22 protein-coding genes are annotated in these 25051 nt (G+C 65.3%); 5 read left to right on the top strand and 17 right to left on the bottom strand.

Going from position 1 to position 25051, the window contains the following annotated elements:
* Positions 1 to 40: 40 nt before the first annotated feature.
* Complete coding sequence (locus XdyCFBP7245_RS08535) at positions 41 to 325, top strand: hypothetical protein (RefSeq protein WP_104615271.1); 285 nt, start codon at positions 41 to 43, stop codon at positions 323 to 325.
* 180 nt (positions 326 to 505) lie between these two features.
* On the opposite strand, the gene XdyCFBP7245_RS08530 is transcribed toward XdyCFBP7245_RS08535, so the two are convergent.
* The 8 genes from XdyCFBP7245_RS08530 to XdyCFBP7245_RS08495 all read right to left on the bottom strand — a co-directional run bounded on the left by XdyCFBP7245_RS08530 (position 506) and on the right by XdyCFBP7245_RS08495 (position 7193).
* Positions 506 to 979: a YehS family protein gene (locus XdyCFBP7245_RS08530; RefSeq protein ID WP_104615270.1), complete on the bottom strand. Its 474-nt coding sequence runs from the start codon at positions 977 to 979 to the stop codon at positions 506 to 508.
* Positions 980 to 1212: 233 nt separating this feature from the next.
* Positions 1213 to 1545 (bottom strand): hydroxyisourate hydrolase, encoded by a 333-nt coding sequence (gene uraH / locus XdyCFBP7245_RS08525; protein WP_104615269.1) that lies wholly within the window; start codon positions 1543 to 1545, stop codon positions 1213 to 1215.
* Positions 1542 to 2963, bottom strand: coding sequence for an FAD-dependent urate hydroxylase HpyO (hpyO, locus tag XdyCFBP7245_RS08520; protein WP_104615268.1), 1422 nt, complete (start codon positions 2961 to 2963; stop codon positions 1542 to 1544). Before hpyO ends, uraH begins: the two co-directional genes overlap by 4 nt.
* Positions 2960 to 3451: a 2-oxo-4-hydroxy-4-carboxy-5-ureidoimidazoline decarboxylase gene (gene uraD / locus XdyCFBP7245_RS08515; RefSeq protein ID WP_104615267.1), complete on the bottom strand. Its 492-nt coding sequence runs from the start codon at positions 3449 to 3451 to the stop codon at positions 2960 to 2962. Before uraD ends, hpyO begins: the two co-directional genes overlap by 4 nt.
* Positions 3448 to 3843 carry an oxalurate catabolism protein HpxZ gene (hpxZ, locus tag XdyCFBP7245_RS08510; RefSeq protein ID WP_104615266.1) on the bottom strand — a complete coding sequence of 132 codons (396 nt, stop codon included), beginning with the start codon at positions 3841 to 3843 and terminating at the stop codon, positions 3448 to 3450. Before hpxZ ends, uraD begins: the two co-directional genes overlap by 4 nt.
* Entirely contained in the window at positions 3840 to 4730 is an 891-nt protein-coding gene (gene puuE / locus XdyCFBP7245_RS08505; RefSeq protein ID WP_104615265.1) for an allantoinase PuuE, read from the bottom strand. The genes hpxZ and puuE overlap by 4 nt, the downstream gene beginning before the upstream one ends.
* On the bottom strand, positions 4727 to 5983 hold the full coding sequence (locus XdyCFBP7245_RS08500) for a pyridoxal-phosphate-dependent aminotransferase family protein (RefSeq protein ID WP_104615264.1): 1257 nt from the start codon (positions 5981 to 5983) through the stop codon (positions 4727 to 4729). Before XdyCFBP7245_RS08500 ends, puuE begins: the two co-directional genes overlap by 4 nt.
* The gene (locus tag XdyCFBP7245_RS08495) at positions 5973 to 7193 is read right to left on the bottom strand and encodes an allantoate amidohydrolase (RefSeq protein ID WP_244907787.1); all 1221 of its coding nucleotides are present in this window, start codon (positions 7191 to 7193) and stop codon (positions 5973 to 5975) included. The genes XdyCFBP7245_RS08500 and XdyCFBP7245_RS08495 overlap by 11 nt, the downstream gene beginning before the upstream one ends.
* A 617-nt stretch (positions 7194 to 7810) precedes the next feature.
* On the opposite strand from XdyCFBP7245_RS08495, the gene XdyCFBP7245_RS08490 reads away from it, so the two are divergent.
* Both XdyCFBP7245_RS08490 and XdyCFBP7245_RS08485 read left to right on the top strand, forming a co-directional pair.
* Positions 7811 to 8704 carry a LysR family transcriptional regulator gene (locus tag XdyCFBP7245_RS08490; RefSeq protein ID WP_104615262.1) on the top strand — a complete coding sequence of 298 codons (894 nt, stop codon included), beginning with the start codon at positions 7811 to 7813 and terminating at the stop codon, positions 8702 to 8704.
* A 527-nt stretch (positions 8705 to 9231) separates the two neighbouring features.
* Positions 9232 to 10431 carry an MFS transporter gene (locus XdyCFBP7245_RS08485; protein ID WP_104615261.1) on the top strand — a complete coding sequence of 400 codons (1200 nt, stop codon included), beginning with the start codon at positions 9232 to 9234 and terminating at the stop codon, positions 10429 to 10431.
* A gap of 101 nt (positions 10432 to 10532) precedes the next feature.
* Here XdyCFBP7245_RS08485 and XdyCFBP7245_RS08480 read toward each other — a convergent pair whose 3' ends face one another.
* From XdyCFBP7245_RS08480 to XdyCFBP7245_RS08470, 3 genes are all read right to left on the bottom strand, one after another.
* Positions 10533 to 11342 carry an oxidoreductase gene (locus XdyCFBP7245_RS08480; RefSeq protein WP_104615260.1) on the bottom strand — a complete coding sequence of 270 codons (810 nt, stop codon included), beginning with the start codon at positions 11340 to 11342 and terminating at the stop codon, positions 10533 to 10535.
* Between the two features lie 149 nt (positions 11343 to 11491).
* A complete protein-coding gene (locus XdyCFBP7245_RS08475; protein ID WP_228322798.1) occupies positions 11492 to 11659 on the bottom strand; it encodes a hypothetical protein in 168 nt (55 codons plus the stop codon).
* A gap of 489 nt (positions 11660 to 12148) precedes the next feature.
* Positions 12149 to 13042 carry a LysR family transcriptional regulator gene (locus XdyCFBP7245_RS08470; protein ID WP_104615321.1) on the bottom strand — a complete coding sequence of 298 codons (894 nt, stop codon included), beginning with the start codon at positions 13040 to 13042 and terminating at the stop codon, positions 12149 to 12151.
* 272 nt (positions 13043 to 13314) lie between these two features.
* Between XdyCFBP7245_RS08470 and XdyCFBP7245_RS08465 the strand changes: the two genes are divergently transcribed.
* Positions 13315 to 14313 carry an alpha/beta fold hydrolase gene (locus XdyCFBP7245_RS08465; RefSeq protein ID WP_170068579.1) on the top strand — a complete coding sequence of 333 codons (999 nt, stop codon included), beginning with the start codon at positions 13315 to 13317 and terminating at the stop codon, positions 14311 to 14313.
* A gap of 101 nt (positions 14314 to 14414) precedes the next feature.
* Positions 14415 to 16919, top strand: coding sequence for a S9 family peptidase (locus tag XdyCFBP7245_RS08460; RefSeq protein WP_104615258.1), 2505 nt, complete (start codon positions 14415 to 14417; stop codon positions 16917 to 16919).
* 146 nt (positions 16920 to 17065) lie between these two features.
* Here the strand turns inward: XdyCFBP7245_RS08460 and gvpU are convergent, their stop codons facing one another.
* The 6 genes from gvpU to XdyCFBP7245_RS08435 form a co-directional block, all read right to left on the bottom strand.
* On the bottom strand, positions 17066 to 17524 hold the full coding sequence (gvpU, locus tag XdyCFBP7245_RS08455) for a gas vesicle accessory protein GvpU (RefSeq protein WP_104615257.1): 459 nt from the start codon (positions 17522 to 17524) through the stop codon (positions 17066 to 17068).
* A gap of 479 nt (positions 17525 to 18003) precedes the next feature.
* Positions 18004 to 18717: a hypothetical protein gene (locus XdyCFBP7245_RS08450; protein WP_104615256.1), complete on the bottom strand. Its 714-nt coding sequence runs from the start codon at positions 18715 to 18717 to the stop codon at positions 18004 to 18006.
* 169 nt (positions 18718 to 18886) lie between these two features.
* The gene (locus tag XdyCFBP7245_RS23760) at positions 18887 to 19480 is read right to left on the bottom strand and encodes a hypothetical protein (protein ID WP_146091661.1); all 594 of its coding nucleotides are present in this window, start codon (positions 19478 to 19480) and stop codon (positions 18887 to 18889) included.
* Positions 19481 to 19968: 488 nt separating this feature from the next.
* Positions 19969 to 21549, bottom strand: a complete 1581-nt coding sequence (ggt, locus tag XdyCFBP7245_RS08445) for a gamma-glutamyltransferase (protein ID WP_104615255.1) — start codon at positions 21547 to 21549, stop codon at positions 19969 to 19971.
* On the bottom strand, positions 21549 to 23009 hold the full coding sequence (locus XdyCFBP7245_RS08440; protein ID WP_104615254.1) for an AtzE family amidohydrolase: 1461 nt from the start codon (positions 23007 to 23009) through the stop codon (positions 21549 to 21551). Before XdyCFBP7245_RS08440 ends, ggt begins: the two co-directional genes overlap by 1 nt.
* A gap of 403 nt (positions 23010 to 23412) precedes the next feature.
* Entirely contained in the window at positions 23413 to 24957 is a 1545-nt protein-coding gene (locus XdyCFBP7245_RS08435; RefSeq protein WP_104615253.1) for an adenosine deaminase family protein, read from the bottom strand.
* Between the last annotated feature and the right edge of the window lie 94 nt (positions 24958 to 25051).

The following is a 25051-nucleotide window of genomic DNA, read 5'->3' as shown; positions in this document are numbered from 1 at the left end:
CTCCACAATCAGCAGGCCACTCCGCCAATCCAGAGACGCTATGAACGACTACGGTTCTTATCGCTACCTGCCTGCCGATGGTTGGTACGCCACCTATCCCCAAGTGACCGATACCAACGAGGTGCGCGTCTTCCAACGTGTGGCGCTATGGCGGGTTGCCCCGCACGGCAACATCGTGGGTCTGATCTCCTCGCCCGACGGCGGCCAGGAGGACGTCGAGTCGCAGCTTCTCAGTGCCCCGCGCGGACAAGGCGTCCACTACATCCACATGGATGATTTGACCGAACAAGAACGCGAGCAGATCCGCCACAGACGTTTCAGCTGATCGCACCTGCTGCGTTTTCGGCGCGCTCACGCGTGATCTGACCACTACGGGACGGATGGCGCATGGTCATCCGCACCGTAGTGGTGAGGCAGGTCGTGCATGCCGTTCTCGACAGTGCTCTTGTGCCGACAACGGGCATCCGCTGGACAAGCGCCAGCGGCCAAGCCCGTGCGCTGAAGATCACCCCGCTTCGCGTACCCGGGCGGTGAGGCCTTTGAGGAAGGCGCGCAACAGTTGGTCGCCGCACGGGCGGAAGTTCTTGTGGCCGGGCTGGCGGAACAGGGCCGACAACTCCGGCTTGGACAACGGGAAGCCGGCGCCGGCGAAGATGGCGTGCATGTCCACATCCTTCAGTTCGAAGGCCACACGCAGTTTTTTCAGCACCAGGTTGTTGCCGACGCGGGTTTCCAGCGGGCGGACCGGCTGGCTTTCGTCGCGGCCGCGGAAGCGCAGCACCAGGCCGTCGAGAAAGCGCGCCAGCATCGCATCGGTGCAGGGCTCGAAACCGGGCTCGTCTTCCTTCTTCAGCCAGGCCTGTACCTGCGGCTTGTCGAGCGCGAACTCGGGGTCGGCCAGGTGAGTGATTTCCACCACCTTGTCGTCGCTGAGGTCGAGCATGTAGCGGATGCTGCGCAGTACATCGTTGTGGATCATGACAATTCCGGGGCCCCGGCCTGTCGCCGGAAAGGCGTCATTCTACGGGGCCGGGGCGGAACGCGGCGTGTGTCGCGCCGCTCCGAGGCTGCTCGGAAGCGGCTGACAAGGCCTTGCGAGCAGTCGTTGTATGCAATGCGGTCGGTGCGCGGCAGTTGCAGGTCGAGCGGTATCGCCGGCCCACGGACCGATCGCGCCGCCTGGCGGGGGAGCGCAGTTGGTCTGAGCGCTCCTCAGCTGCCGCGATAAGTGGAATACCCGTACGGCGACAGCAGCAGCGGCACATGGTAATGGCCGTCGTCGGCAATGCCGAAGGCGATGGGCACCTGTTCCAGGAACGGGGGGGCGGCCAGTGCCGTGCCGGTGGCGCGCCAGTAGCCGGCCACGTCGAATTCCAGCCGGTAGCGGCCGGGTGGCAGGGTCAGGGCGGCCAGCGCCGGGCAACGCCCGTCCTGGTTGGTGATCGCTTCCAGCTGCAGTGTGTCGCCGGCGAACAGGCGCAGCGGGACGCCAGCGGCAGGCCGGCCATTGGCGGTGTCGAGCACATGGGTGGACAGGCTGCTCATGCCACTGCCTGGGACGGTTGCGGCCACTGGCCGAGGAATTCGGGTTGGTCGTAGGCCAGATAGCTGTCGACGATGGCCTGGCGGTCGTCCAGGAACAGCTGGTCTGCCACCGCGCGGGCCAGCCGCGGCAAGGCGACCTTGAGCCCGGACAGCGCTGCGGCCGAGGGACCGTGGTTGATCAGCGCCGAATAGTTGAAGGCGAACAACCCGTGCAGCAGTGCGGCGTCGTCCGGCGTGCGTGGCAGCAGTTCGAAGCCCGGCCCCAGGTACGGGTGTGCATCGAGCACCGGGTTGGCCTGGCCCGGCGGTACTTGATAGCGGTCTGCCCAACAGGCGATGCGGCCGGATAGCGCGGCCAGCTCCGGGCGCAGCTGCGGGTCGGTGACCAGGCCAGTGGCCACGGCCAGGAAATCGAAGCGGTGTTCGCCGTGCGGGGTACGCACCACCACCGCGCCATCGCGCTCGGCCACCTCCAGCCACGGCGCGCCCAGGTGCAGCGCAAAGCCAGGGTGCGCGCAGGCGCGCTGGAAGGTGTCGTTTGTGGGCGGTTGGTTGTGTGCGAAGAAGCTGGCCATCATCCGGTACTTGTCCGCATCGGGCAGGGTCAGAAACCGCGGAATGATGCCGGCCTGCTCCATGTGGCGGAACGGATTAATGCGCGGCAGCTCATTGCGGCGCACGAACACTTCGGCACTGGCGACGCCCTGGTCCAGCGCAAAACAGGCGTTGTCGAATGCGGAGGCGCCGCCGCCCAGAATGCCCACGCGCTTACCGGCCAATGCGGCGAAGTCGATATGGCTGGAGGTGTGTGCGTAGCGGTGGCTGGGCAGGGCACGGCCGATCCAGTCCGGCACCATCCATTGGCCACCGCCCTGGATGCCGGTGGCCAGGATCAGCTTGCGCGTCAGCAGCGGCGCGCCCATTGTCAGATGCAAACGGTGGATGCCGGGTGCGACCTCGGGTTCGACGCGTGCCAGTTGCGTGGCGTTGCGCACCGGCAGCCGCAGCGCCGCGCGGTACCAGCGCAGGTAGTCCATCCAGCGGGCGCGCGGAATCTTGTCCAGCGTGTCCCAGGCGGCGCTGCCGTGTTGCGCCTCCCACCAGGCGCGGAAGGTCAGCGACGGCACGCCGAGGTCGATCGAGGTGATCTGCTTGGGCGTGCGCAAGGTTTGCATGCGTGCATAGGTCACCCAGGGGCCTTCCTGGCCGGCGGGGTTTTCGTCGATGACCAGCACGTTGTGCACGCGCTCGCGTTGCAGTGCGAACGCCGCGCCCAGACCGCTCTGGCCGGCGCCCACAATCACCACGTCGTAGACATGCCCGGCCGGATGCACGCGCGGTTGCACCCAGGCATCGCCGCCGTGGGCCAGACGTTGCAGGTCGCGGGCGAGCTCGCGTTCGAGTTGGGCCAGGCTCATGGCAGTACCTCCAGGCGCAAGTGGACGATCTTGCCGATCTCGGCGAGGGCGGTGGCGATCTCGGCGTCGCGCGAGGCATCCAGGCGCTGCTCCAGCGCGGCCAGAATGCCGGCCTTGTCGTGCAGCCGCACGCAGATCACGAACGGGAAACCGAAGCGCTGGCGATAGGCCTGATTAAGCGCATGGAAGCGGGTGAATTCGTCCTCGCTCAACCGATCAAGACCGGCCGAGGCCTGCTCGGCCGCCGAGGCGGCGGTGAGCGTGCGGTCGATGGCCGCCTTGCCGGCCAGCTCCGGATGCGCGCGAATCAACGCGACCTGATCTTGCGGCGATGCATCGAACACCACCTGCATCAAGCCGCGATACACATCCTCGAACGGGCGACGGCGCGCGGCGCGCTCCACCACCCACGGCGAATGTTCGAACACCTCGCGATACCGCGCGACGAAGGCGGCATCGTCCAGCATACGGTCGTCGAGCGCGTTCATGCGTGAGTCCCTTGCAGCGACACGTGCGCGGCCACCACTTTCCAGCCATCGGCAAAGCGCACCCAGCTCTGACTCTGGCGACCGCGCGCGCTGCTGCCCTCGCGGACGAATTCGGCATGCGTGGTCGCGCAGTCCTGGCCATAGCTGTGCACTTCCACGTGCATGAGCTGGCGTTGCGGCGAGCCGCCGCGGCCGCTGCGAAACGCGCGGATCGCGTCGATGCCGTACAGCACCTCGCCCACGCCATACCGCACGGTGCTGGGCGCTGCATGAAACAGCGCATCCATCGCGGCGATGTCATCGCGCATCAATGCGCTTTCGTAAGCGTGGAAGGCGGCGGTCACCTGCGCGATCACCTCGGGCAGATCGATGTCGGCAGTGACAATGCTCATGCCGGATGCACCTGCAGCCAGTGGTGCGCGATATCGATGCGCCGCGCCACCCAGGCATCGCCGCTGGCCAGCACGTGATCGACAAAGCGCGCCAGTGCGGCCGCGCGTGCGGGCTTGCCGACGATGCGCCCGTGCAGGCCGATCGAGAGCATGCGCCCGCCTTCGCTGCGCAACTGCTCGAAGCTATCGCGCAGATAGCGAAAGAACGATTCGCCATCGGCAAACCCGTTATAGGCGACGAACTTCATGTCGTTGGCATCCAGCGTGTACGGCACGATCAACTGCGCGCGGCCGTGGCGGGTGTCGTAATACGGCACATCGTCGGCATAGCTGTCGGCGTCGTAGATAAAGCCGCCTTCTTCGGCAACCAGGCGCGCGGTGTTGGGGCTGGTGCGGCCCTGGTACCAGCCCAGCGGACGGCTGCCGGTGACGCGGGTGTGCACCGCGATCGCTTGCGCGATATGCGCGCGCTCGGTGGCCTCGTCGATATGTTGGTAGTCGATCCAGCGCAGCCCGTGGCTGGCGATTTCCCAGTCGGCGGCCTGCATCGCGGCCACCGCGTCGGGATTGGCGGCCAGCGCATTCGCCACGCCGAACACGGTCACCGGCACCGCGCGCGCAGTGAACAGCCGATGCAGCCGCCAGAAACCGGCGCGGCTGCCGTACTCGTACAGGCTTTCCATGGCCATGGCGCGTGCGCCGGCCTGGGCGTGTGCGCCGACCATTTCCGACAGAAACGCCTCCGAGCCGGCATCGCCGTTGAGCACGCAGTTTTCCGCGCCTTCTTCGTAATTGATGACGAACTGCACGGCGATGCGCGCGCCACCCGGCCACTGCGCATCCGGCGGGGTGGCGCCGTAGCCGACCAGGTCGCGCGCCGCGCTCATGCAGCCGGCTCCGCATGCCAGGCCGCCAAGGCGGCTTCCACTGCCAGGCCCGGCGTGCAGATGTAGCCCTCGGCACGCAGCACCGCTTCCAGCGCGGCCAGGGTGAGCAGCACCTTGTGCTTCATCGCGTTGTAGCCCATCGCGCCGATGCGCCAGATCTTGCCTTGCAGCGGGCCGAAGGCGGTGCCGATCTCGATCTCGAAATCCTCGCGCATGCGCCGCCGCACCGCGTCGTTGTCGATGCCCGCCGGGATCACCACGCCGGTCACGTTGGTCATGCGATGCGCCGCGTCGCCGAATACCTCCAGACCCATCGCGGCGATGCCGGCGCTCACCGCACGGCCGGCGGCGGTGTGGCGCGCGAACCGCGCGTGCAGGCCTTCCTGCAGCGCGACGCGTGCGCATTCGCGTGCGCCGTACAGCATGGTGGTGGCTTCGGTGTGATGGTTTAGGCGCTTGTCCGACCAGTAATCCATGATCATCGCCAGGTCGAAATAATTCGAGGCGATGCGCGGCCCGCGGCCGTTGACGATGTCCTCGCGCACGATGCCGCGTTCGACATGCCGGCGCGCAAAGATCGCCTCGGCCGCGCGCTCGGACACGCTGATCGGTGCCGAGCCGGACGGCCCGCCCAGGCATTTCTGCAGGCCGGCGGTGACCACGTCCACGCCCCAGCGGTCGCTGGCGATCTCCATGCCGCCGATGGTGGCGGTGGCATCCACGTAACTCAGCGCGCCGGCCGCGCGGCACAGTGCGCCCAGACCATCGAGCGGCTGCGCCATGGTGGTGGAGGTGTCGCCGTGCACGGTGGCCACCAGTTTGGGTGCCACGCGCTCGATCGCTTCGGCAATCGCGCTGAGCGGCACCACCTCGCCCCATGGCGCATCCACGCTGTGCACGTCGGCGCCCAGGCGCTGCAGGATTTCGGTAAGCAACAAGCCGAAGCGGCCGAAGTTGATCACCAACACGCGGTCGCCCGGTTGCACCAGCGATACCAGCGCCGCTTCGATACCGGCACGCGCGGTGCCGTCGACCAGAAACGTCCAGCGGTTTTCGGTACCGAACAACGGCCGGTACAGCGCCATCACCTCGTTCATGTAGGTGGTCATTTCCGGGTCGAACTGGCCCAGCAGATCGGCCGCCATCGCGCGCAGCACGCGCGGATGCGCATTGACCGGGCCGGGGCCCATCAACAGGCGTTGTGGCGGATCGAGTTCGCCAAAGGTATGCAGGTGGCGCAGATCAGGTGACAAGGGGGTCTCCCAGGTGTTCGATGAAGTGGCGCATGACCGCCAGGGCGACCTCGGCATCGGCCGGGTCGACGTGTTCGTCCGGATGATGGCTGATGCCGCCAGCGCAGCGCACGAACAGCATTGCGGTTGGGCAGAGCGCGGCCATCGTCATCGCATCGTGGCCGGCACCGGAGACCAACCGCCGCGGGGCGATGCCTTGCGCGGCGACGGCGTGGTCGAGCCGGGTCATCAGCGTCGCTGCGCATGGGCTGGCGGCGAGGGTTTGCAGCGGGGTGATAGCGATGGCGATGCCGCGCGCTGCGCCGATGCGCGCCAGTGCCTGTGAGATGGCGCGCACCGCGGCATCGCGGGTGGCGTCGTCGCCGGCGCGCACATCCAGCGTGCAGTCCACGCGGCCGGGCACTACGTTGGTGGCGCCCGGTGCGAGCTGCAGCTTGCCAACGGTGGCGACCAGATCGTTGCTGCCCTCGCGCGCGATGCGCTCGATGGCCAGCAGCGCTTCGGCTGCAGCACTCAAGGCATCACGACGCAATGCCATCGTGGTGGTGCCGGCATGCCCGGCGCGGCCGTCGAAGCGCAGCGCAAAGCGGCGTTGCGCGGCGATCGCGGTGACGATGCCCACCGGCAGGCCGGCGGCTTCGAGCACCGGGCCTTGTTCGATATGGGTTTCCAGATACGCCAACACGCTGCCCGGCGCGCGTGCGGCGTGGTGGATGTGTGCGATATCCAGATCCCAGTCTGCCAACGCGGTGGCGACGTCGATGCCGGCAGCGTCGGTCACCGCCAACGTGGTCGGGTCGAGCGTGCCGGCCACCGCACGGCTGCAGAACATCGAGACCGGAAAGCGCGAGCCTTCTTCGTCGCCGAACGCGATCACTTCGATGGCGAATGGCAGGCGCCGCGCTTGTGCGTGCAGTGCGGCGACGCATTCGATGCCGAGCAGGATGCCGAGCGGGCCGTCGTAGCGGCCGGCATCGCGCACGCTGTCCAGGTGGCTGCCGATCAGCAGCGCCGGTGCGTCGGCCTGCGTGCCGTCGTAGCGGCCGATCAGGTTTGCCGCTGCGTCCAGGCGCACCTGCATACCGGCCTTGTGCATCCACGCGCTCACCTGCGCGATGGCGGCGCGGTGCGCCGGGCTGAGCCAGGCGCGGAATAGTCCCTCGGGTGTGTCGCTATAGGGCGCGACGCCCAGCGCATCGCAACGCGCCACCGCGCGTGCGCCGGAGCCGCTGTCCGGTGAGAGGCGCTGGGTGCTCAGCATCGGGCGCCGTGCGGGTGCGCTGTTCCACCGGCGCTGTAGGGACCGCGATGCGATAGCGACTGATGCATGGAGCCTCCGCAGGCGGTGGGGGGAAGGGCAAGGCATCGCCGGGCGATGGAGTGCCCGTGCTGTCGTGGCGACAGGCGCATGCCAAGCGGGCCGCGCCTTGAGCGACTATACGAACCGCCCCCGTCACCCCAAAGCGGTTTTTTTAGGGTCATGCGTTGCAAAAAATGCGACAGGCACCGTGGCCATGCGTCCCTTCCCCATCGGGAGAAGGGGCCCGAAGGCCGGATGAAGGGCGCCGCAGAGAGCTGTCAGTCCTTGCCAAGACAAACGCCTCGCCACGCGCCTTCAGAAGTGAGGCACCGCCTGCTTCGGCAAGCCCCCTCACCCCAGCCCTCGCTCTGCGTCGCGGCCTGCGCTTGCGGCGCGAGCGCACCAATGCACGCACGCCAGTGGCGCGTAAGCCGTGCCTTGGAGCCCTGCAGGAGCGGGCAACAACCGCGCCGCCTCGCATCCGAACGGCTGCTACAGTCGGCACATCCCATGAAAGAGATTCACCAATGGCCCGCGACAATTTCAAGGACCTGTTGGCGTTGATCGCCATCGTTCGCGAAGGCAGCTTCACCCGGGCAGCGGCCAAGTTGGGTGTTTCGCAATCGGCGCTCAGCCATACCATCCGCGGGCTGGAGGCCTCCCTCGGCTTGCGCCTGCTGACGCGCACCACCCGCAGCGTGGCACCGACCGAGGCCGGCGAGCGTCTGATCCAGACCGTGGCGCCGCGCTTTGCCGAGATCGAAGAAGCACTGTCGGCGTTGAGCGAAATGCGCGACACCCCCGCCGGCAACGTGCGCATCACCGCCACCGACTATGCCGCGCGCGCGATCCTGTGGCCCAAGCTGTCCAAGCTGCTGCAGCAATACCCCGACATCAACGTTGAAATGTTCATCGACAATGGACTGACCGACATCGTTGCCGATCGCTACGATCTGGGCGTGCGCCTGGGCGACCAGGTCGAAAAGGACATGATCGCCGCGCGCATCGCGCCGGACATGCGCATGGCGCTTGTTGCATCGCCGTCGTATCTGGCGCGCCGGCCACTGCCGAAAACGCCGCAGGACCTCACCGCGCATCGCTGCATCAATCTGCGCATGAAAACCGCCGGTGGCATCTATGCCTGGGAGCTGGAGAAGGACGGCCGCGAAGTCATCGTGCGCGTGCAGGGCCAGCTGACCTTCAACGGCACCTATGAAGCGGTGGACGCGGCCGTCGATGGTTTCGGCATCGCGTTCGTGCAGGAGGATCTTGCCCGCCCGCATATCAAGGCCGGGCGCCTGCGCTGGATCATGAAGGATTGGTCGCCCACCTGGCCGGGCCTGCATGCGTTCTATCCCAGCCGCAGGCATTCTTCGCCAGCGTTCAATCTGGTGCTGGATGCATTGCGTTACAAAGGCTGATGGGTATGCGTGGTGGTTGAACGTGCGCAGTTGTCGTGCGAATGGTTGGGCCTGCTTGGATCGGCGAGGCGTTGCTGAGATGAGTCGCACCCCGTGCTACGAACAGCGCGCAGACCCCAAAAAAGCTCCCGCCGGCGGATAGCGTCTACAAGATGATGTCTGCACGGATCCGCCACCCTCATGCGCATTCGGTATTCCGATCTGTACCCGCATAATTGCGCCGTCGAACTGCAGCGCATCGCGCGCCGCGCCACGATCAGCCTGCGGCCACGCTCATGAGTGCACCTCATAAGCCCGTGCTGCGCAGGTGTCTTACTCGGCGCAGGCAGACCACGTAACCTGCGCAACCTCCAGACACGCGCATGCCAGCGCCGCAATCATGCGCTGCATCACGTTTGTCGTGCGGCCGAAGCAGGCGCGGGCCGATGCAGTCCATCGCCGCCCGTGGCGCTCCCATCCCGAACAGCACACGCGCATCGCGCCCTCGCGATGCGCCGTGTGTCCTGTCTCCTACCTAAGGCTTCCCCATGCCAGCCAACACCTTGACCACCGACACAGCCCAACCCGATACCGTCGTTGCGACCCGCCAGGCCTGGAGTGCGGTCGGCTCGATGTCGCTGTGCGTCGCGTTGCTGATCGCATCGGAATTCATGCCGGTGAGCCTGCTGACGCCGATTGCTGCGGACCTGCACGCAAGCGCCGGCATGGCCGGGCAGGCGATCTCCATCTCCGGCCTGTTTGCGGTGATTGCCAGCCTGCTGATCGCGCCGCTGTCGTCGCGTTTGAACCGGCGCCATGTATTGCTGGGCCTGAGCGCGGTGATGTTGCTGTCGTTGTTGTTGATTGCCAGCGCGCACAGCTTTGGCATGTTGATGGTCGCCCGTGCCTTGCTCGGCATCACCATCGGTGGGTTCTGGGCGCTGTCCACCGCCACGGTGATGCGCATCATGCCCGAGCATGCCGTGCCCAAGGCATTGGGCATCGTGTTTATCGGCAATGCCGTGGCAACCGCGTTTGCCGCGCCGCTGGGCAGTTATCTCGGCGCCATCATCGGCTGGCGTGGTGTGTTCTGGGGCATGGTGCCGTTGGTGGCGCTGGCCATCGCCTGGCAATGGCGCAGCCTGCCGTCGATGCCGGCGCAAGGCACCAGTTCGCTGGGCGACATCGTTGGCTTGTTGAAGCGCCGCTACGTCGCTCGCGCAATGCTCGCGGTGATGCTTGGCTTTGCTGGCGCATTCTCCGCGTTCACCTACTTCCGCCCGTTCCTGGAAACCGTTACGCAGGTCGATGTGTCGCAGCTGTCATTGCTGCTGCTTGGCCTGGGCCTTGCCGGCTTCGTTGGCACCTATGCGGCCACCGCGCTGGTCGCCAAGCGGCTGTTTACCCTGCTCACCGTGTTGCCGGCCGCACTGGGCATCGTCACGCTTGGCATGTTGCTGGGCGGTCATGTGCTGTGGGCAGTGGCGGTGGCGATGATCGCCTGGGGCACGCTCAACGCAGCGGTCCCGGTGGCGTGGTCCACCTGGCTGAGCCGCTGCATCAAGGATGCGCCGGAAAGCGGCGGCGGCCTGATGGTGGCTGCGATCCAGCTGTCCATCATGCTCGGTGGCGCGCTGGGCGGTGTGCTGCTGGATCACCTGTCGATCGGCGCCACATTCATTGGGGCAAGCGTGTTGCTGCTGGCCTCCTCGCTGGTGGCGAGCAACGGCGCGCGGCTGCAGCCGTGATGCCAGCGCCCTCGCCGGCACGGACGCAGCAACACGCAAAGCGCGTTGCCTTAAGCGCCGCGCCAGCTGAGCTTCGCGCGGCGCGTAGGCCAGGGCTGGAATCAGCCCATGCCGAATTGCTTGTGCAGCACCTTGTCCAGCAACGCGCGTGGCAAAAAGCGTCGGGCGAATGCGCCTTGCCGTGCCGACTTACCCGAGGGATAGCGCAGCTTGGGGTGCTGGTCGCGGGCCGCCCGCACGATGGTCTCGGCCACGCTGTCGGCGCTGTCGGCAACCGCCATCGCCGTGTCGTAGGCGCGCTGGTAGCTGGCGCGTAGCGCATCGTAGGCGGGCAGCAGGCGGTCCGCCGTTGCGGTGCTCGACTCGAAACCGGTCTTGGTGGCGCCCGGCTCGATGACCGCCACGCGAATACCGAAGCCGCGCACTTCATGATCGAGCGATTCGGAATAGCCCTCCAGCGCGTGCTTGGTGGCCGAGTAGTACGCACTGAAGGGTGCCGGCAGCAAGCCCAGACCCGAGCCCACGTTGAGGATGCGTCCGCTGCGTTGCGCACGCATGATCGGCAGCACCGCGTTGGTCACCCGCACCACACCATGCACGTTGGTGTCGAACAGCGCACGCACCTGCTCGATCGAGCTTTCCTCGGCGGCTCCGGTGATGCCGATGCCGGCGTTGTTGACCAACAGGTCGATGCGTCCTTCGCGCGTCTGTAGCGTGGCGATGGCGGCCTGCACCGACGCATCGTCGGTGACGTCCAGAGCCAGCAACGGAAAGCCGCGCTGCCCTGCATCGGCGCCGCGGCGGCTGGTGCCATAGACGGTGTAGCCGGCAGCGGCCAGTTGCGTGGCTGCGGCAAGGCCGATACCTGAAGAAGCGCCGGTGACCAGCGCCACGGGATGCTTGGATGTCATGGAATATTCTCGATGGTCACGGGGAAGAAGGAACGCGTTGCCACACGTGGAGCGTGCGGTAATGCGCGTCTGTGTGGCTGTGCAGCCGGCTGACGCGCGGCGTGCAGGACTGTGTCGCCTCGCCCGCGCAGCCGTGTTGTGGATTGCGCTTAGGTGCTGGTGTGATACCGCTCGGCCGCATGCGCCTGGCGCAGGTTCGACAGCAGGCCCTGGCGGGCGCCGTCCAGTGCGTCCCAGCGTTCGGCCGCGTGCAGCGGCGGGATGGCGCCAATGCCACTGGAAGCGCCGGTGATCAGAACAGTGGGACGCGTGGTCATGACAGGTCTTCGGGTTGAGATGGAATTTATGATGATTATCATCATCTAAAAAAGCAAGCGTTTGCTGATGCTCGATATCGGGTCCTGCCAAGGACTGGCTGGATGGGCGCCGCGCGTGCTCGGGCAATCGGCCGGGCAGGGTGTTATTGGGTGGGCGCGGTGGAACCCCGTGCAGCGCGTTAGCCAGACTGGCGTTGCATCGACAATCCGAACGGCTGCCTGGGGACTTGCGAAGTCCGCTGCGTCAACGTGATCGGTGACGGGCGCTGTTTAACGCCTTGGCATGCGCGTCCTGCGTGCGCATGCCACGCCTACATCGCCGGGCATCGGCTGTCTCGGCAATGCAGTCGCGGCCGGCTAAGCCAGCACTGTTGGGCCGTGATTCCAGTGCACTCATCGAGCAGGCGCAATGCAGCAATCCCGTCGACATGGTCTGACTGGCTAGCCGCTGCATGAGGGAACAACCCGAAAACAGTGGCGGCGAAACGTCTAGCTCAGCGATGCTGCAGAAATCAGATCCTGCCGCAGGGCATCCACGCAGTCATCGACAAACGTGCGCACCTTGGATGAGCCCCGACGGCCTTCCACATAGACCACATGCACCGGTTCCGGTGCGATCTCGAAGGTTTCGAGGATGCACGTGAGTGTGCCGTTCTGGAGGTGTTCGCGGATCTGGTAAGACGGCACTTGCGTCAGTCCCCAGCCCTGCACTGCGGCACCGATGGCGGCCTTGGACGAAGTTACGCTGAGGCGTGAGCCAACCTCGACCACAGACTCACGCCCATCGATGCGAAACGGCCACTTGGGTGCGCGCTCCGAAGATGCCACCGAGAGGGTGCGGTGCTGCGATAGATCGTCTGGGTGCTGCGCAATGCCGTGTTCTGCCAGATAGCCCGGCGACGCGCAGACCATGCGACGCACGCTGCCCACCGGGATCGCGGTCAACGATGAATCGGGGAGTGCGCCGATGCGCACCGCGACGTCGATGCCCTCGTCCAGCAGTGGTAGCACGCGGTCGGCCAGAATGGCGCGTGCGGTGACCTTTGGATAACGACTGAGAAAGCGCGTCAACACCGGCATGACATGCAACGCGCCGAACATCTGCGGAGCCGTCACCGTCAGCGATCCGCTGGGGAGTGCGTGCAACCCGGCTGCTGTGTTTTCGACATCCTCCAGGTCGGCCAGCAGCCGTCGGCAGTCGATGGCGTACTGGTGGCCGGCCTCGGTGAGCCGCATGGTGCGGGTGGTGCGCACCACCAACAGCACGCCGAGGCGTTTTTCCAGCTGCGCGATGGTGCGTGTCACCGTGGCGGTGGAAATGCCAAGGCGACGCGCGACGCCGGCAAAGCTCGCTTGCTCCGCAAGTGCGGCAAACAGCGTCATTTCCTGGATGCGGTCCACCGGCGCCTCACGCTTGGTTACCGCCACAGAGTAGCAGTGCGCCGCCGATGCACGGTGCAGGGCAGGGCGTGTGCAGGGAGCGCCGCAGCATTGCGAGCGCCGCAATGGTCAATTGATGGGCGCGGTGGTTCTGCTGGTGCGAAGCGACGCCTAGCATGTCGATCACTTCATCCGATCTTCGACGTGCCATGACGCAGTCCGATTCGCCTGTCGCGCTCAACGCCGATCACGCCAATGAACCCGGCCGCCGACTGATGCTTGCCTCATGCATCGCAACGGCATTCGCGCTGGGCGCTTGTGGGTTGCGTGCGGGCGAACGTCCCGGCAACACGCAGACCACTAAAGGAGCAGCTATGTCCCATGATCCGATCATCGGCGTGACCTACAAGACCCAGCGCGTCGGCGATGTCGAGGTGTTCTATCGCGAAGCCGGGCGCGCGGATGCGCCTGTGTTGCTGTTGCTGCATGGCTTCCCCAGCGCCAGCCACATGTTCCGCGATCTGATGCCGTTGCTGGCACGCCAGTGCCGCTTGATTGCACCGGACCTGCCGGGCTTCGGCAATACCACGGCGCCGCCACGCGGGCAGTTCGAGTACACCTTCGAACAGCTTTACAAGGTGATCGAGGGCTTTACCGAAGCACTGGAACTGCGCCGTTACGCTTTGTATGTGTTCGATTACGGCGCGCCGGTCGGGTTTCGCCTGGCTGCGGCAAACCCGCACAAGGTGAGCGCCATCATCAGCCAGAACGGCAATGCGTACCTGGACGGCTTCAGCGACCAGTGGGGTGCGTGGCAAGCGTATTGGCGCGAGCCGACTGACGCCAATCGCCAGGCGTGCCGCGCCTCGCTGTCGCCGCAGACTATCCGCGACTGGCAATACGGTACCGGTGCCGACCCGAGCAGGCGCTCGCCCGATGGCTACACGTTGGACATCGCGTACATGGCGCGCCCAGGTGCGGAAGACATCCAGCTGGATCTGATCCTGGATTACCGCAGCAATGTGGCGGCCTATCCGGCATTCCACGCGTATTTCCGCAAGCATCAGCCGCCGTTGCTGGCGGTGTGGGGCAAGCACGATCCCGCCTTTATTCCGGCGGGCGCGCAGGCGTATGCCAAGGACCTGCCGAAAGCCGAAATCCATCTGCTGGACACCGGGCACTTCGCGCTGGAAACGCATGCGCCGGAGATCGCGCAGTACATCGGTGAGTTCCTGCAGCGCACGCTTGCAGCGTCGACGTCGTTGCTGCGTTAACGCGGGGATTGCGGGCGCGGCGACAGGGCTGCGTCCGCCTGCGGGTGGAGGCTGCAGGCGCATGTTAATTTGCTGCGATCACTCCCCCAGAGATTGCCGAGATGCTCAGCGCGTACCGATGGAGCGGGTGGCTGGTGCTTGCCAGCCTGTTGTCGGCGTCTGCCCTTGCCGGTACGCCTGAGGGCGGTTACCGGCAGCCGCCGGAGCCGCTCTTGAGCGTGTTGCGCGCGCCGCTCAATCCATCGCCGCGTCTGGATCCCACCGGCAAGACCCTGTTGTTGGTGCAGCGCACGCAGTATCCACCGATCGCGCGCGTGGCCGAGCCGTACCTGAAGCTGGCCGGCGTGCGGGTGGAGCCGCGCACGCATAGCCGTCACGACATGTCCAGCGGCTACGGCATTCGTTCCTGCCTGGAAGGCTTCAGCCTGGTCGAGGTCGCCACCGGCAAGCAGACCGCGGTGACCCTGCCGGCAGGGGCCTGCCCGGCAGCGCCGGTGTGGTCGCCGGACGGGCGCCGCTTCGCCTTCAACAACACGGCCACCGATCGCGTCGAGCTCTGGGTGGGCGAGGTGGCCACCGGCAGCGTGCGCAAGATCGACGGTGTGCAACTCAACCCGGTGCTGGGTGGCGAAATCCAGTGGTTGGGCGGCAGCGACACCTTGCTGCTGAAGACGGTGCCGCACGAGCTGGGTGCCGCGCCGCGCAAGGCGGCGGTGCCGCCGGGCCCGGAGGTCAAGGAAACCATCCAGGGCAAGGGCGAAAGCAGCACCTACGAGGCGCGCGACACACTCTCCAGTCCAGAAGACGAGGCCTTGTTTAGCTACTACGCCACCTCCCAGCTGCTCACGGTGGATGCGGCCACCGGCAAGCAGCGCAAGCTCGGCACGCCTGCGGTCTACACCACCGTGGATGGCGCGCCCGATGGCCGCCACGTGCTGGTGGAGCGGTTGAAACAGCCGTATTCCTACGTCACTACTTATGCGCGCTTCGCCCACGAGGTGGCGGTGCTGGATCTGGCCAACGGCAGCGAGCGCAGGCTGGCCGATCTGCCGGTTGCCGACCGGGTGCCGGTGCAAGGGGTTGCGATCGGCCCGCGCGCCTATTCCTGGCGTGCCAATCAACCGGCCACGCTGGTCTGGGCCGAGGCGCTGGATGGGGGCGACTGGAAAACCAGCGTGCCCGCGCGCGACAAGCTGATGACGCTGGCTGCACCGTTCACCGCCAAGCCGCGTGAACTCACGCGCGTGCAGCAGCGCTATGCCGGCCTGTCGTGGTTTGCCGAAGGCGGCCGGGCGCTGTTGGACGAGTACGACGAAAACCGCCATTGGCGTCGCACCACGCTGCTGGATGCCGACCGCCCCGGTACTGCCGGGCGGGTGTTGTTCGACTTGTCCGCCGACGACCTGTATGCCGATCCCGGCGTGCCGGAAACGCATCTGCTGGCCAACGGCCGGGCCGTGCTGCGCGAAGAACAGGGTGCCTTGTTCCTGAGCGGGCAGGGCGCTTCCCCCGCGGGCGACCGGCCATTTCTGGATCGCTATGCGCTGGCCAGTGGCACGACCCAGCGACTGTTCCGCAGCGACGCCAGTGTGGACGAACTGTTCTTCGGCTTTGCCGGCGACGACGTGTCGCGCCTGCTGACCTGGCACCAGTCGCCGACCGACCCGCCCAACGTGTACTTGCGCACGCTGGGCCAGCCATTGCCGACGGCGGCGACAGGTGAGGCGATCCTTGCCTCCACTGCCACGCCGGTCACCCACTTCCCGGATCCGACCCCGCTGGTGCGGCAGATCAAGAAGCGCCTGGTGACCTACAAGCGCAAGGACGGCGTGGAGCTGTCGTTCACCCTGTACACGCCGCCCGGCTATCAGGAAGGCACGCGCGTACCGGCGATCCTGTACGCCTACCCGCTCGACTACGCCGACCCTTCGAAGGCCGGCCAGGTCAGCGGTGCCAGCGAGCGCGACTTCACCCGCCTCAGCTACTACCAAGTGCTGCTCCTGGCCGGCTACGCGATCATCGACGATGCCGCCTTCCCCATCGTCGGCGACCCCAAGACCGCGTACGACACCTACCTGCAGCAGCTGGTGGACGACGCCACCGCCGCGGTGGACAAGGCAGTGGAGCTGGGTGTGGTCGACCGCCAACGTATCGGCGTCACCGGGCATAGCCACGGTGCTCTGATGACGGCCAACCTGTTGGCCCACACCGACCTGTTCCGCGCTGGTGCCGCCACCAGCGGCAGCTACAACAAGACGCTGACGCCGTTCGGTTTCCAGAGCGAGCGCCGCTCGTTCTGGGCCGCGCCGGAGATCTACGCGCAAGCGTCGGCATTCTTCCACGCCGACAAGATCAACGAGCCGTTGTTGATCGTGCACGGCATGGACGACGCCAACCCCGGCACCGAAACCACCCAGGCACCGCGCTTGTTTCAGGCCATCCGCGGCAACGGCGGCACCGCGCGGCTGGTGCTGCTGCCGTTCGAACCGCACTGGTATACCGCACGCGAATCCACTGAGGATGTGGTCGCCGAGATGCTGGACTGGTTCGACCGCTACGTGAAAAACGCGCCGCCGCGTGAGACGGCCAACAAGCCCGCGCGGTAAATCAGGTACTCCTGGCGCTGGTTGTAACGAAGGCCGCAACGCAAGTGGCTTTCGCTGTTGCGCAGCGCTTTAGCACGCTTGGCGATCTGTCCAACCGTGCGGTGTGAGGTGGCGAGCACCTCACACCAACACCGAGCCTATCGGGCTTAATCCGCCGACAGCGATCCCAGCGTAAAGCCGGACACGGCATTGACCTTGCCGCGCCAGAGCACGCCGCGGTTGCTGGGCAGCGGCTGTCCACCGGGCGAGAAGCAACGTGACTCGATCAGGTGAATGAACTGCGGCGGCCTGCTGCTTTGCTGCGCATCGTCCTCGGTGTCGTAGATGCTGGCATGGCTGGCGAACGCGCGGCGGATATCCTCTTTTTCCTCGGCATCGCCGGGATAGGCAGCGGAGAATTCCTGCGCAAACGCTTCGAAGTACTGCTTCCCGCTAACCAGCTGGCCGGAAACAATGATGCCTTCCACAAACAGCGTGATGCCGAACTGCACGTTCGAGGTGTTGACGGTCGCGACCAGCTTCTGCAGATACCAATCCAGGCTCTGGCCGTCGAACGCCAGCTTGACGTCTTCCAGGCTCGGTTGATTGTCTTGTTGATCTGTCATGTGGCTCTCCCTGATTGAAGGTGTGATGTGTGTCGGAATCAGCGCGGCGACCTGCCCACGCATCGCCTTGCATGCCCAAGAACGCGGGTGCGTTCTGTCAGGTGATCGCTGCGGTTGGGGCCGCCAGTGCCACGTGGAAGAGCATGGGGTGAGTCTATGGCATGTTCCTTACCTTGAACCGTCCTGCCTCAGATGATTGATCCGACGTCCAGTCGCGACCACGCCTGCCTTCCTTAACTCCCGCGAGGCGGCTTGTCATGGTGGTTCGTCATGTCCATGCGCTCCGCAGGTACCCAGTTGCCAGGCGGCTACCGTACTTTCGGCGTGCCCAGCCTTTGACAGGTGCCGAAGCAATCAATGGCCGTGGTGGGTTGCCTGTTACTTCCATCTGGAAATCGCTCGAGCTGCACGTAAGACAGCGAGAAGCGCAAAGTAGCCGGCTTTTTGTATGGCGGTAGCGTTCGAAAAACGAGGTTTCGTCAGTGGCCTGGTGTATTTGCGGCGTCAACGGCGGGGAATGTGTTTCGGCAGGTCTCAAGCATGGCCTTGCCTGCCACACTATCTATCCGAATTTCTCCGTCTATCATGTAGGCCTGAACATCACGCCTGACGGCAAAGGCTTGCTCAGAGGACTCTGCAATGGCCTCGTTCCCAGTGCGGATGATGCCGCCTGGCAAATTGTCGCCCCGCACTAGGCCGAGCACCGTGAGTTGAGAACACAACCCCATCCAATAGGCTGAGCGTTCATCAGCTGCTCGGCCATCACCCGCTAGGTATCCCGCCAGATGGAAGCTCTCATGAGAGACGAGATCAACGAGATTTCCCAGCGTCCTCGGATTGTCCGCAAATAATGGGGCCGCCAGGTTAAGAGTGGCATCATTGAGTCCTAGTGAGGCCGTTCGCTTATGGAAGCCGGATCCGGGGGGAAGCAGGTAAAGATTGATGCCGATCGCAGTCTTTCTGTAGACGCCCATGACCTGTCCGAGTGCGCCTTCGACTGCCGCGCAGTATTTCCCGACATCCTCGGTCTCTCTGACGGTCAGTAGGGTGATACTCATGTGGGTATCAGGGCACCGCAGGCGCTGAAGATGTGGAGCGCCTCGACGGCGCTCCATTTTCTTCTCCTCCGGTAGATACATATCGCTCACGACATAAGTGAAAGCGGAAAAACGTCTTATGGAGATCAGATTCATGCCCTCGGGACTGACGTCTTGTGGCACTTCTCTCAATGATGCGCAGCCCACCAGGGAAATAACTGGTGCAAGCACCAGCGTGTAAAAGCATGCAGTCCAAGGCCGTGAAAAAAATGCTCTCGATTTCTTCCGCGGTGGCATCATTTCCATATCGCGCGTAGATCCAGGCTCAGTTGGGATTACAGGGCGTGGGCGTTGGAACACGTGGGCAGGAGGTTCCATCGAATGCAACAGAATACGTGGCTTGAGTATTGCCTTCATACCTCGATTGCCCTGCAATCACTTGCTGCCCAGACGAATAACTGGAGCGAAATTTCACTACCTCGTAAGTGATTTTGTCTGAGCTACCAGAATTGGCATATGCCCAATCATTTATTGCATTTGGGTCTTCTGCCTTCAATACCATCCCCACCTTTACCCACCGGAAGGTCCGAGCTGCTTGTACCGTACCTGTTGCAGAGTCGGATAAAGTGACAACGAAATCTCCCTGGGCGGGATAGGGAATGGTGGATCCCGATGTGTCCAACTCATAACTTTGAGCATCGGCGCTGATATTCATGGCTTCCAGCGCAGCTGCAAACATGTGGCCACCTCGCTCCCATGTTGCTTCTGCGCCAACTTTGCATTCTCCTCCACCGCCAGCTCTATTTGAGCACTCGCCATAAACTCTTGCTTTTGTGAAAGTGGCAGAGCAGCCTGTCGATAATATCGCCATCGAAACAACCATCGGTACGAGTAATCCTTTATAGTGAATCCTGTTCACTCTATCTTCCTTCTCTCGTTTTGCGGGATGGTCCGCACACGAATTTTTTTGAAAAATCTTCTAAAAAAAGTGATGTAAATCTAAATTTTACAAAAAATAGTAAAATTAGTATGCCGCTTTCGCATGGTAAATATAATATTATTTTCCGGCATATAAAATATTAGAAAATCTTATGCACTTTCAGGCAGAAGCTAAAAAATACTGCGCCAGCCCAGACGGGCGCGGCCGGTGCTCGGAATCGACATGCACTACTCGTGGGCTCAGGTTCCAGCGCGCTATCGCGCTATCCATATCTGCCTGGCGAGCGCTCGTTACGTTTTTTAGCCGCTCTTAGTCACATACTGCCAAACAGGGCAGAAAAATAGTAAATTGCTAGTGCATATCGATGACACGATCAAGGCCGGTAATCGAAGGAGGTAGGATTGGCCCAGATACGCCACGACTTTTTTGAAGCGCGTAGATAACCGGCGGCGAACACGCCCTAACCCTCACCACCCAGCCACTGCGCCATCGGAGCGCGGGTCACTGGCGCCGCTGATCACGCCATCCACCTCGCGCACCAATGCGCCGGCATGGCCCATCACCGAGGTATAGGCGGGCAAGAGTTCCACTGCATGTCCGGCGTCGCACAGTGCTTGCACCACGGCCGGATCGAAGCGGTCTTCCAGCTTCAGCGAGGTGCTGTCTTCGCCCCAGGTGCGGCCGAGCAGCCAGCGCGGTGCGGTGATGGCCTGTTGCAGCGGCATGCCGTAGCGGGCGTAGCGCGAGAACATCGCCGCCTGGGTTTGCGGTTGGCCTTCGCCGCCCATGGTGCCGTAGGTCATGACGCGGCCGTCGTCGAAGGTGGCCAGTGCGGGGTTGAGCGTGTGGAACGGCTTGCGCCCTGGGGCGAGGGCGTTCCAGCCATCGGGTGCGAGACGAAAGCTGCAACCGCGGTTTTGCCAGGTGATGCCGGTGCGTGGCAGGACCAAGCCTGAGCCGAATTCGAAATAGGTGGACTGGATACAGCTGACTGCGCGGCCGTGCGCGTCGATGGCGCCGAACCAGACAGTGTCGCCAGCCTGCGAGGGTTGCGGCCACGGCAACGCGGTGGTCATGTCGATGCGTGCGGCCAATGCGTCGAGCGCGGCGCTATCGTCGAGCAGCGCCTGTGCGTCGAGCGACATCCAGGCCGGGTCGCCGATATGCGCATCGCGGATCAGGAAGGCCTGTTTGGTGGCTTCGATCAGGCTGTGCAGATGCGCGTAGCTATCCGGCTGGTCGGCATGCAGGCGATCGAACAAGGCCAGGATCAGCAGCGAGGCCAACCCTTGCGTGGGCGGTGCATGGTTGTACAAGCGCGCCCCGGCGATGGCGACCGACAGCGGCACGCTGACTTCGGCGGTATGTGCGGCCAGGTCGTCGGCCTTCAGTGGGCTGCCGAGCGCACGCAGATCGGCAGCGATATCGTCGGCCAGGGCGCCGCGGTAGAAGCTGTCCAGCCCATCGTTTGCCAGCCGCTGCAGGGTGCGGGCGAGTTGCGGCTGCTGCAGCACTGCGCCTTCGTGCAGGGGCGCGCCACGCGGCTCGAAGATGCGCGCATACGCGCCGGGCAGGCAGCGCAGTGCATCGCCCTTGCTGGCGGCGACCTGCGCACCGCCGAGGGTGATGGCCACGCCTGCGTCGGCGTGATGGATGGCCTCTTGCAGCAGCTGCGGCAAGGGCAGTGCGCCACCGGCTTGTTGCAGCGCCATCGCCCAGCCGGAGACGGTGCCGGCCACGGTGTTGGCTGCGCCGGGGCCGCGCCAGGGGATCTGCGCGTGGCCGCGATAGAAGTCCAGCGTGGCCGCCTGCGCGGCGCGGCCGCAGGCATCGATGGCGTGTACGCGGCCGTCGGGCTCATGGATCAGCCAGAAGCCATCGCCGCCGATGCCGGTCATGTGCGGATACACCACGGCCAGGCAGGCGGCGGTGGCGACGGCCGCTTCGATGGCGTTGCCGCCGGCGCGCAGGATGTCGCGCCCGGCCTGTGCAGCCAGATGGTGCGGGGCGACGACCATGCCGCGACGTGCGCGCAAGGTATGCAGCATCAGGGTGTCTCCGGCGGCGCGCTGAAGGCGAGCAAGCCGTCGCGCTCGAGTTGTGCGGCGAGTGCGAACAGGCGGTCTTCGCGGCCGGGTGCGGCGATCAATTGCACCCCCAGCGGCAGCCGCCCCGGGCGCGACAACGGCGCGGCCAGCACCGGGCAGGCGGCCAGGCCGAGCGGTTGGGTGAAGATGCCGAGGTTGGCGCGTGCAGACACGGGCAGGCCATCGATCACGATGGTGTCCTGATCGATGCGCGGCGCAACGCAGGGCGTAGCCGGGGCGATCAGTACATCCACGTCGTCCCACAGCTGTTGCATGGCTGCGCCAAACCAGTGCGCGAAGCGGTGTGCATCGGCCACCGCGCTGGCCGGCAGCTGCAGACCGGCGAACAGGCGGTCGCGCGTGGCCGGGTCGAACTGATCGCCGTGCGTGCTGAGTGCTGCGCGATGGCGGTGGCCGCCCTCGGCCGCGGTGAGTACGAAGGCAGCGGCGCGGGCGCGCTCTGCTTCCGGCAATTCGACGAGCGTGCTGCTGTTGCACGCGGTCAGCAATGCGCCGATGCCAGCATCCAGCTCGGGATCGAGATTGCGTTGAAACCAGCCGCCGAGCCGGGCGATACGCAGGTTGGCGACGTTGCAGCTGCGCAGCGCATGGCCGTGCATGACCTCGTACACGCGGCGCAGATCGGCCACCGAGTTAGCGAACGGGCCGACCACATCCAGTGCATCGACGAATGGGAACACGCCCTCCAGCTGCAACGTGCCGTGAGTGGGGCGCAGGCCGTACACACCGCATAACGCGGCCGGCACGCGGATGGAACCGTTGGTGTCCGAGCCGAGTGCAAACGGCACCAGCCCGGCCGCCACCGCTGCCGCCGAGCCGCCGGACGAACCACCGGCCAGATGCCGGTGATCGTGCGGATTGGCGGTGGTGCCGTAATGCGCGTTGACGGTGGCAAAGCCGTAGGCGAATTCGTCCATGTTGGCGGTGCCCACCAGCACCGCACCGGCATCGCACAGGCGTTGCACCACCGCCGCATCGCGGCTGGCGGGCGCGCACTGCGCGCGGACCACGGCGCCAGCGGTGGTGACCTGGCCGGCGACGTCGAACAGATCCTTGACCACGAACGGCACCCCGGCCAACGCACCGCCATCGCTGCCGCCGGCCAGCGCGGCCTGCACGCGCGCAGCATCGGCAGCGGCGCGTGCGGGCAGCAGGCGGGTGATCGCACACAGGCGGTCGTTGGCCTGGTTGATGCGCGTCAGCGTCTGGGTGGCATGCCGTGCGGCCAGCGTGGGCTGACTACGCGTGGTGCTGACGATCGCGGCGATCTGGCCGCGCGGGGTGGCTGTGTCCGGCGATGCGGGACGCGGAGCGATGAAGGTGGCCAGGAGCTGCGCGTGGCCGCGCAGGACCTCGCTATTGCGATCGATGCCGACCTGCCACTGCGCTGGGAGTTGCATGGGTCACCTTGGGTTGCTGGGAGTGGTGCGGGTGTGTGGTGCGTTGCCGGACCACGGCGCCTGCGGCTGTGGTGCCAGACGACGCTGCGGATGCGCGATCAAAGCACGATGCGGCGGGAAAGTGCGGCGATTTTGTCTCAGCGTGTTGCGCTCTGGACGCTAGCCCCTTTCTGCGGGTGATGCGTTAGGTGATGGTGCCCGATAGGTTGGGGATGCGTGGGTCACTGGTAGCGCGCAAGTGGGTCATTGCGCTTGGGGCGGGGAAAAGGACGGCAGTGCGGCGACGATGGAGCGGACCTCGCATGCGTAGGAGCGTGCCTGCGTGCGATGACGCTGTATCGATGAAGCCCATCGCGCGCGACCGCGTGCCTGAGTGGTGCGTTTCATATGGATGGTCTCAGCCCTATTTTCGTTCTGCCAGCAACGTGCGCTCGTACTGCGCCAGGTCGGTTTCCAGCTGCCATTGCAAGCGTGCCTTCTCGCTGGCCTTGCGGAACTCGGCGCAGGCCGCATCGTCGGTTTCGCGCTGCATCGCTGCGGCACAGGCCGGCACGGCGGCGCCTTCGGCGGTCCACAGGCTGGCACCGGGCAGAAAGCTGTAGCTCAGGCCATTGCGTGCCAGTTGCTTGAGGGTCGGGTAATCGATGGCTTGCTCCTGCATGGCACGCTGATATTCGTGGGTCATGTCCGCGCGCGCGACGCCGGCATCGTCGGTGGACAGCACCACCGGAACACCGGCACGCAGATACATCGCCAGCGGGTGCGCGGCGCTTTTGACGCCAAGAATCACATCGTTGCTGGTGAGGTTGATCTCCACCGCAACCTGTTTGCTGCGCATCTGTTGCAGCAGCCCGTTGGCATCGTCTTCGTATGGCAGGTCCACCCCATGGCCGATGCGCTGCGCACCAGCCTCCACCGCCTGGCGGATATGCGAGCGCAGCTGCGCCGGCGGCACCAACCCCAGCGTCAGCTCGCCGGCATGCAAGGACAGCGGCACCCCCGGATAGCGGGTAGCGAAGAAGCGGAACATCGCCATATGCCGGGTGTAATCGGCCAATGCCACCGGGTTGTCCTCGGGCGCGACGATATTCACCGCCACCGCGCGACTGCCGCCGGCGGCGATCAGGGCATGCGCCAGCGCCATCTGCCCGAACACCATCGGTTGCGGCAACACGCGCAGCACATAGGGCACGTAGCGGTAGCTCACCTGGCAGCCGGGGCGTGCATCGGCCTGGTCGCAACGCAGCACGCTGCGCACCTGCGCGTCGGTGGCCGCCAGCGCGCGTTGCGCGGCCTGCACCAGCGGCGGCAAGTCACCCTGCAGCGCGCGCAGGTTGGCGGCATCGTCATCGCCGCTCCACGGCAGCGACTGCATACGTTGTGCTGCCTGATCCATCTGTGGCGGGTTGGCGATGATCTCCACATACGGCACGCGGTCGCGCGCGGCCTGGTCGAGCACCGCAGCGACGGTGTCTGCCACGCGCGCTCGCACTACCGCGTCGAACTTGCCGAAGGTGCTGAAAAACTGGTCATGCCCGCTGGGCTGAGCAGTATTGGGAAGAAACTTGCGCATCGACAATGCATCGACCACCCGCCCGTACAGCGCCGCATTGCGCGCGGCCAGACCACGTGCGGGCTCCTGCCACTGACCGCACGGCGCAGCGCGCAGGCTCAGGTCGTCCAGCTGCACGCAGGCACCGTCTTCGCTGGCCCATTGCAGATAGTCCTCGGCATACACCGACCCGGAGAGATGATTGTGCAGGTCGCCGCCCTTGGGCATGGCCTGCAGCCACGCGCGCAACTGCGCAGGTTGCGCGGCCGCGTCGTGAAACAACTGCGCCACCTGCTGCTCGCGGTGTTGCGCGGGCGCTTGCGCAGGACGTGCGAGCGTCATGCCCGGTAACAAGGCGCACAAGGCAAGAATCAGACAGCGATAACGAGGTGGCATGCGGTGAGCTCTGGTAATGAGACAGCACCGTCGTGGTGCTGCCGATTGCGATGCAGCTTGCCGCGCGACGCGGCGGGTGACCAGTGGGGCGTGA

It is taken from the genome of Xanthomonas dyei (genome assembly GCF_002939865.1).
GTDB classification, from domain to species: domain Bacteria; phylum Pseudomonadota; class Gammaproteobacteria; order Xanthomonadales; family Xanthomonadaceae; genus Xanthomonas; species Xanthomonas dyei.
The sequence above is the reverse complement of the archived record's forward strand: the minus strand, read 5'-3'. Positions and strand labels throughout refer to the sequence as shown.

Coding starts and splice junctions, on each gene's coding strand:
- XdyCFBP7245_RS08535 (WP_104615271.1), top strand. CDS start 41: ATGAACGACTACGGTTCTTATCGCTACCTGCCTGCCGATGGTTGGTAC.
- XdyCFBP7245_RS08530 (WP_104615270.1), bottom strand. CDS start 979: ATGATCCACAACGATGTACTGCGCAGCATCCGCTACATGCTCGACCTC.
- uraH (WP_104615269.1), bottom strand. CDS start 1,545: ATGAGCAGCCTGTCCACCCATGTGCTCGACACCGCCAATGGCCGGCCT.
- hpyO (WP_104615268.1), bottom strand. CDS start 2,963: ATGAGCCTGGCCCAACTCGAACGCGAGCTCGCCCGCGACCTGCAACGT.
- uraD (WP_104615267.1), bottom strand. CDS start 3,451: ATGAACGCGCTCGACGACCGTATGCTGGACGATGCCGCCTTCGTCGCG.
- hpxZ (WP_104615266.1), bottom strand. CDS start 3,843: ATGAGCATTGTCACTGCCGACATCGATCTGCCCGAGGTGATCGCGCAG.
- puuE (WP_104615265.1), bottom strand. CDS start 4,730: ATGAGCGCGGCGCGCGACCTGGTCGGCTACGGCGCCACCCCGCCGGAT.
- XdyCFBP7245_RS08490 (WP_104615262.1), top strand. CDS start 7,811: ATGGCCCGCGACAATTTCAAGGACCTGTTGGCGTTGATCGCCATCGTT.
- XdyCFBP7245_RS08485 (WP_104615261.1), top strand. CDS start 9,232: ATGCCAGCCAACACCTTGACCACCGACACAGCCCAACCCGATACCGTC.
- XdyCFBP7245_RS08480 (WP_104615260.1), bottom strand. CDS start 11,342: ATGACATCCAAGCATCCCGTGGCGCTGGTCACCGGCGCTTCTTCAGGT.
- XdyCFBP7245_RS08475 (WP_228322798.1), bottom strand. CDS start 11,659: ATGACCACGCGTCCCACTGTTCTGATCACCGGCGCTTCCAGTGGCATT.
- XdyCFBP7245_RS08470 (WP_104615321.1), bottom strand. CDS start 13,042: ATGACGCTGTTTGCCGCACTTGCGGAGCAAGCGAGCTTTGCCGGCGTC.
- XdyCFBP7245_RS08465 (WP_170068579.1), top strand. CDS start 13,315: ATGCTTGCCTCATGCATCGCAACGGCATTCGCGCTGGGCGCTTGTGGG.
- XdyCFBP7245_RS08460 (WP_104615258.1), top strand. CDS start 14,415: ATGCTCAGCGCGTACCGATGGAGCGGGTGGCTGGTGCTTGCCAGCCTG.
- gvpU (WP_104615257.1), bottom strand. CDS start 17,524: ATGACAGATCAACAAGACAATCAACCGAGCCTGGAAGACGTCAAGCTG.
- XdyCFBP7245_RS08450 (WP_104615256.1), bottom strand. CDS start 18,717: ATGAATCTGATCTCCATAAGACGTTTTTCCGCTTTCACTTATGTCGTG.
- ggt (WP_104615255.1), bottom strand. CDS start 21,549: ATGCTGCATACCTTGCGCGCACGTCGCGGCATGGTCGTCGCCCCGCAC.
- XdyCFBP7245_RS08440 (WP_104615254.1), bottom strand. CDS start 23,009: ATGCAACTCCCAGCGCAGTGGCAGGTCGGCATCGATCGCAATAGCGAG.
- XdyCFBP7245_RS08435 (WP_104615253.1), bottom strand. CDS start 24,957: ATGCCACCTCGTTATCGCTGTCTGATTCTTGCCTTGTGCGCCTTGTTA.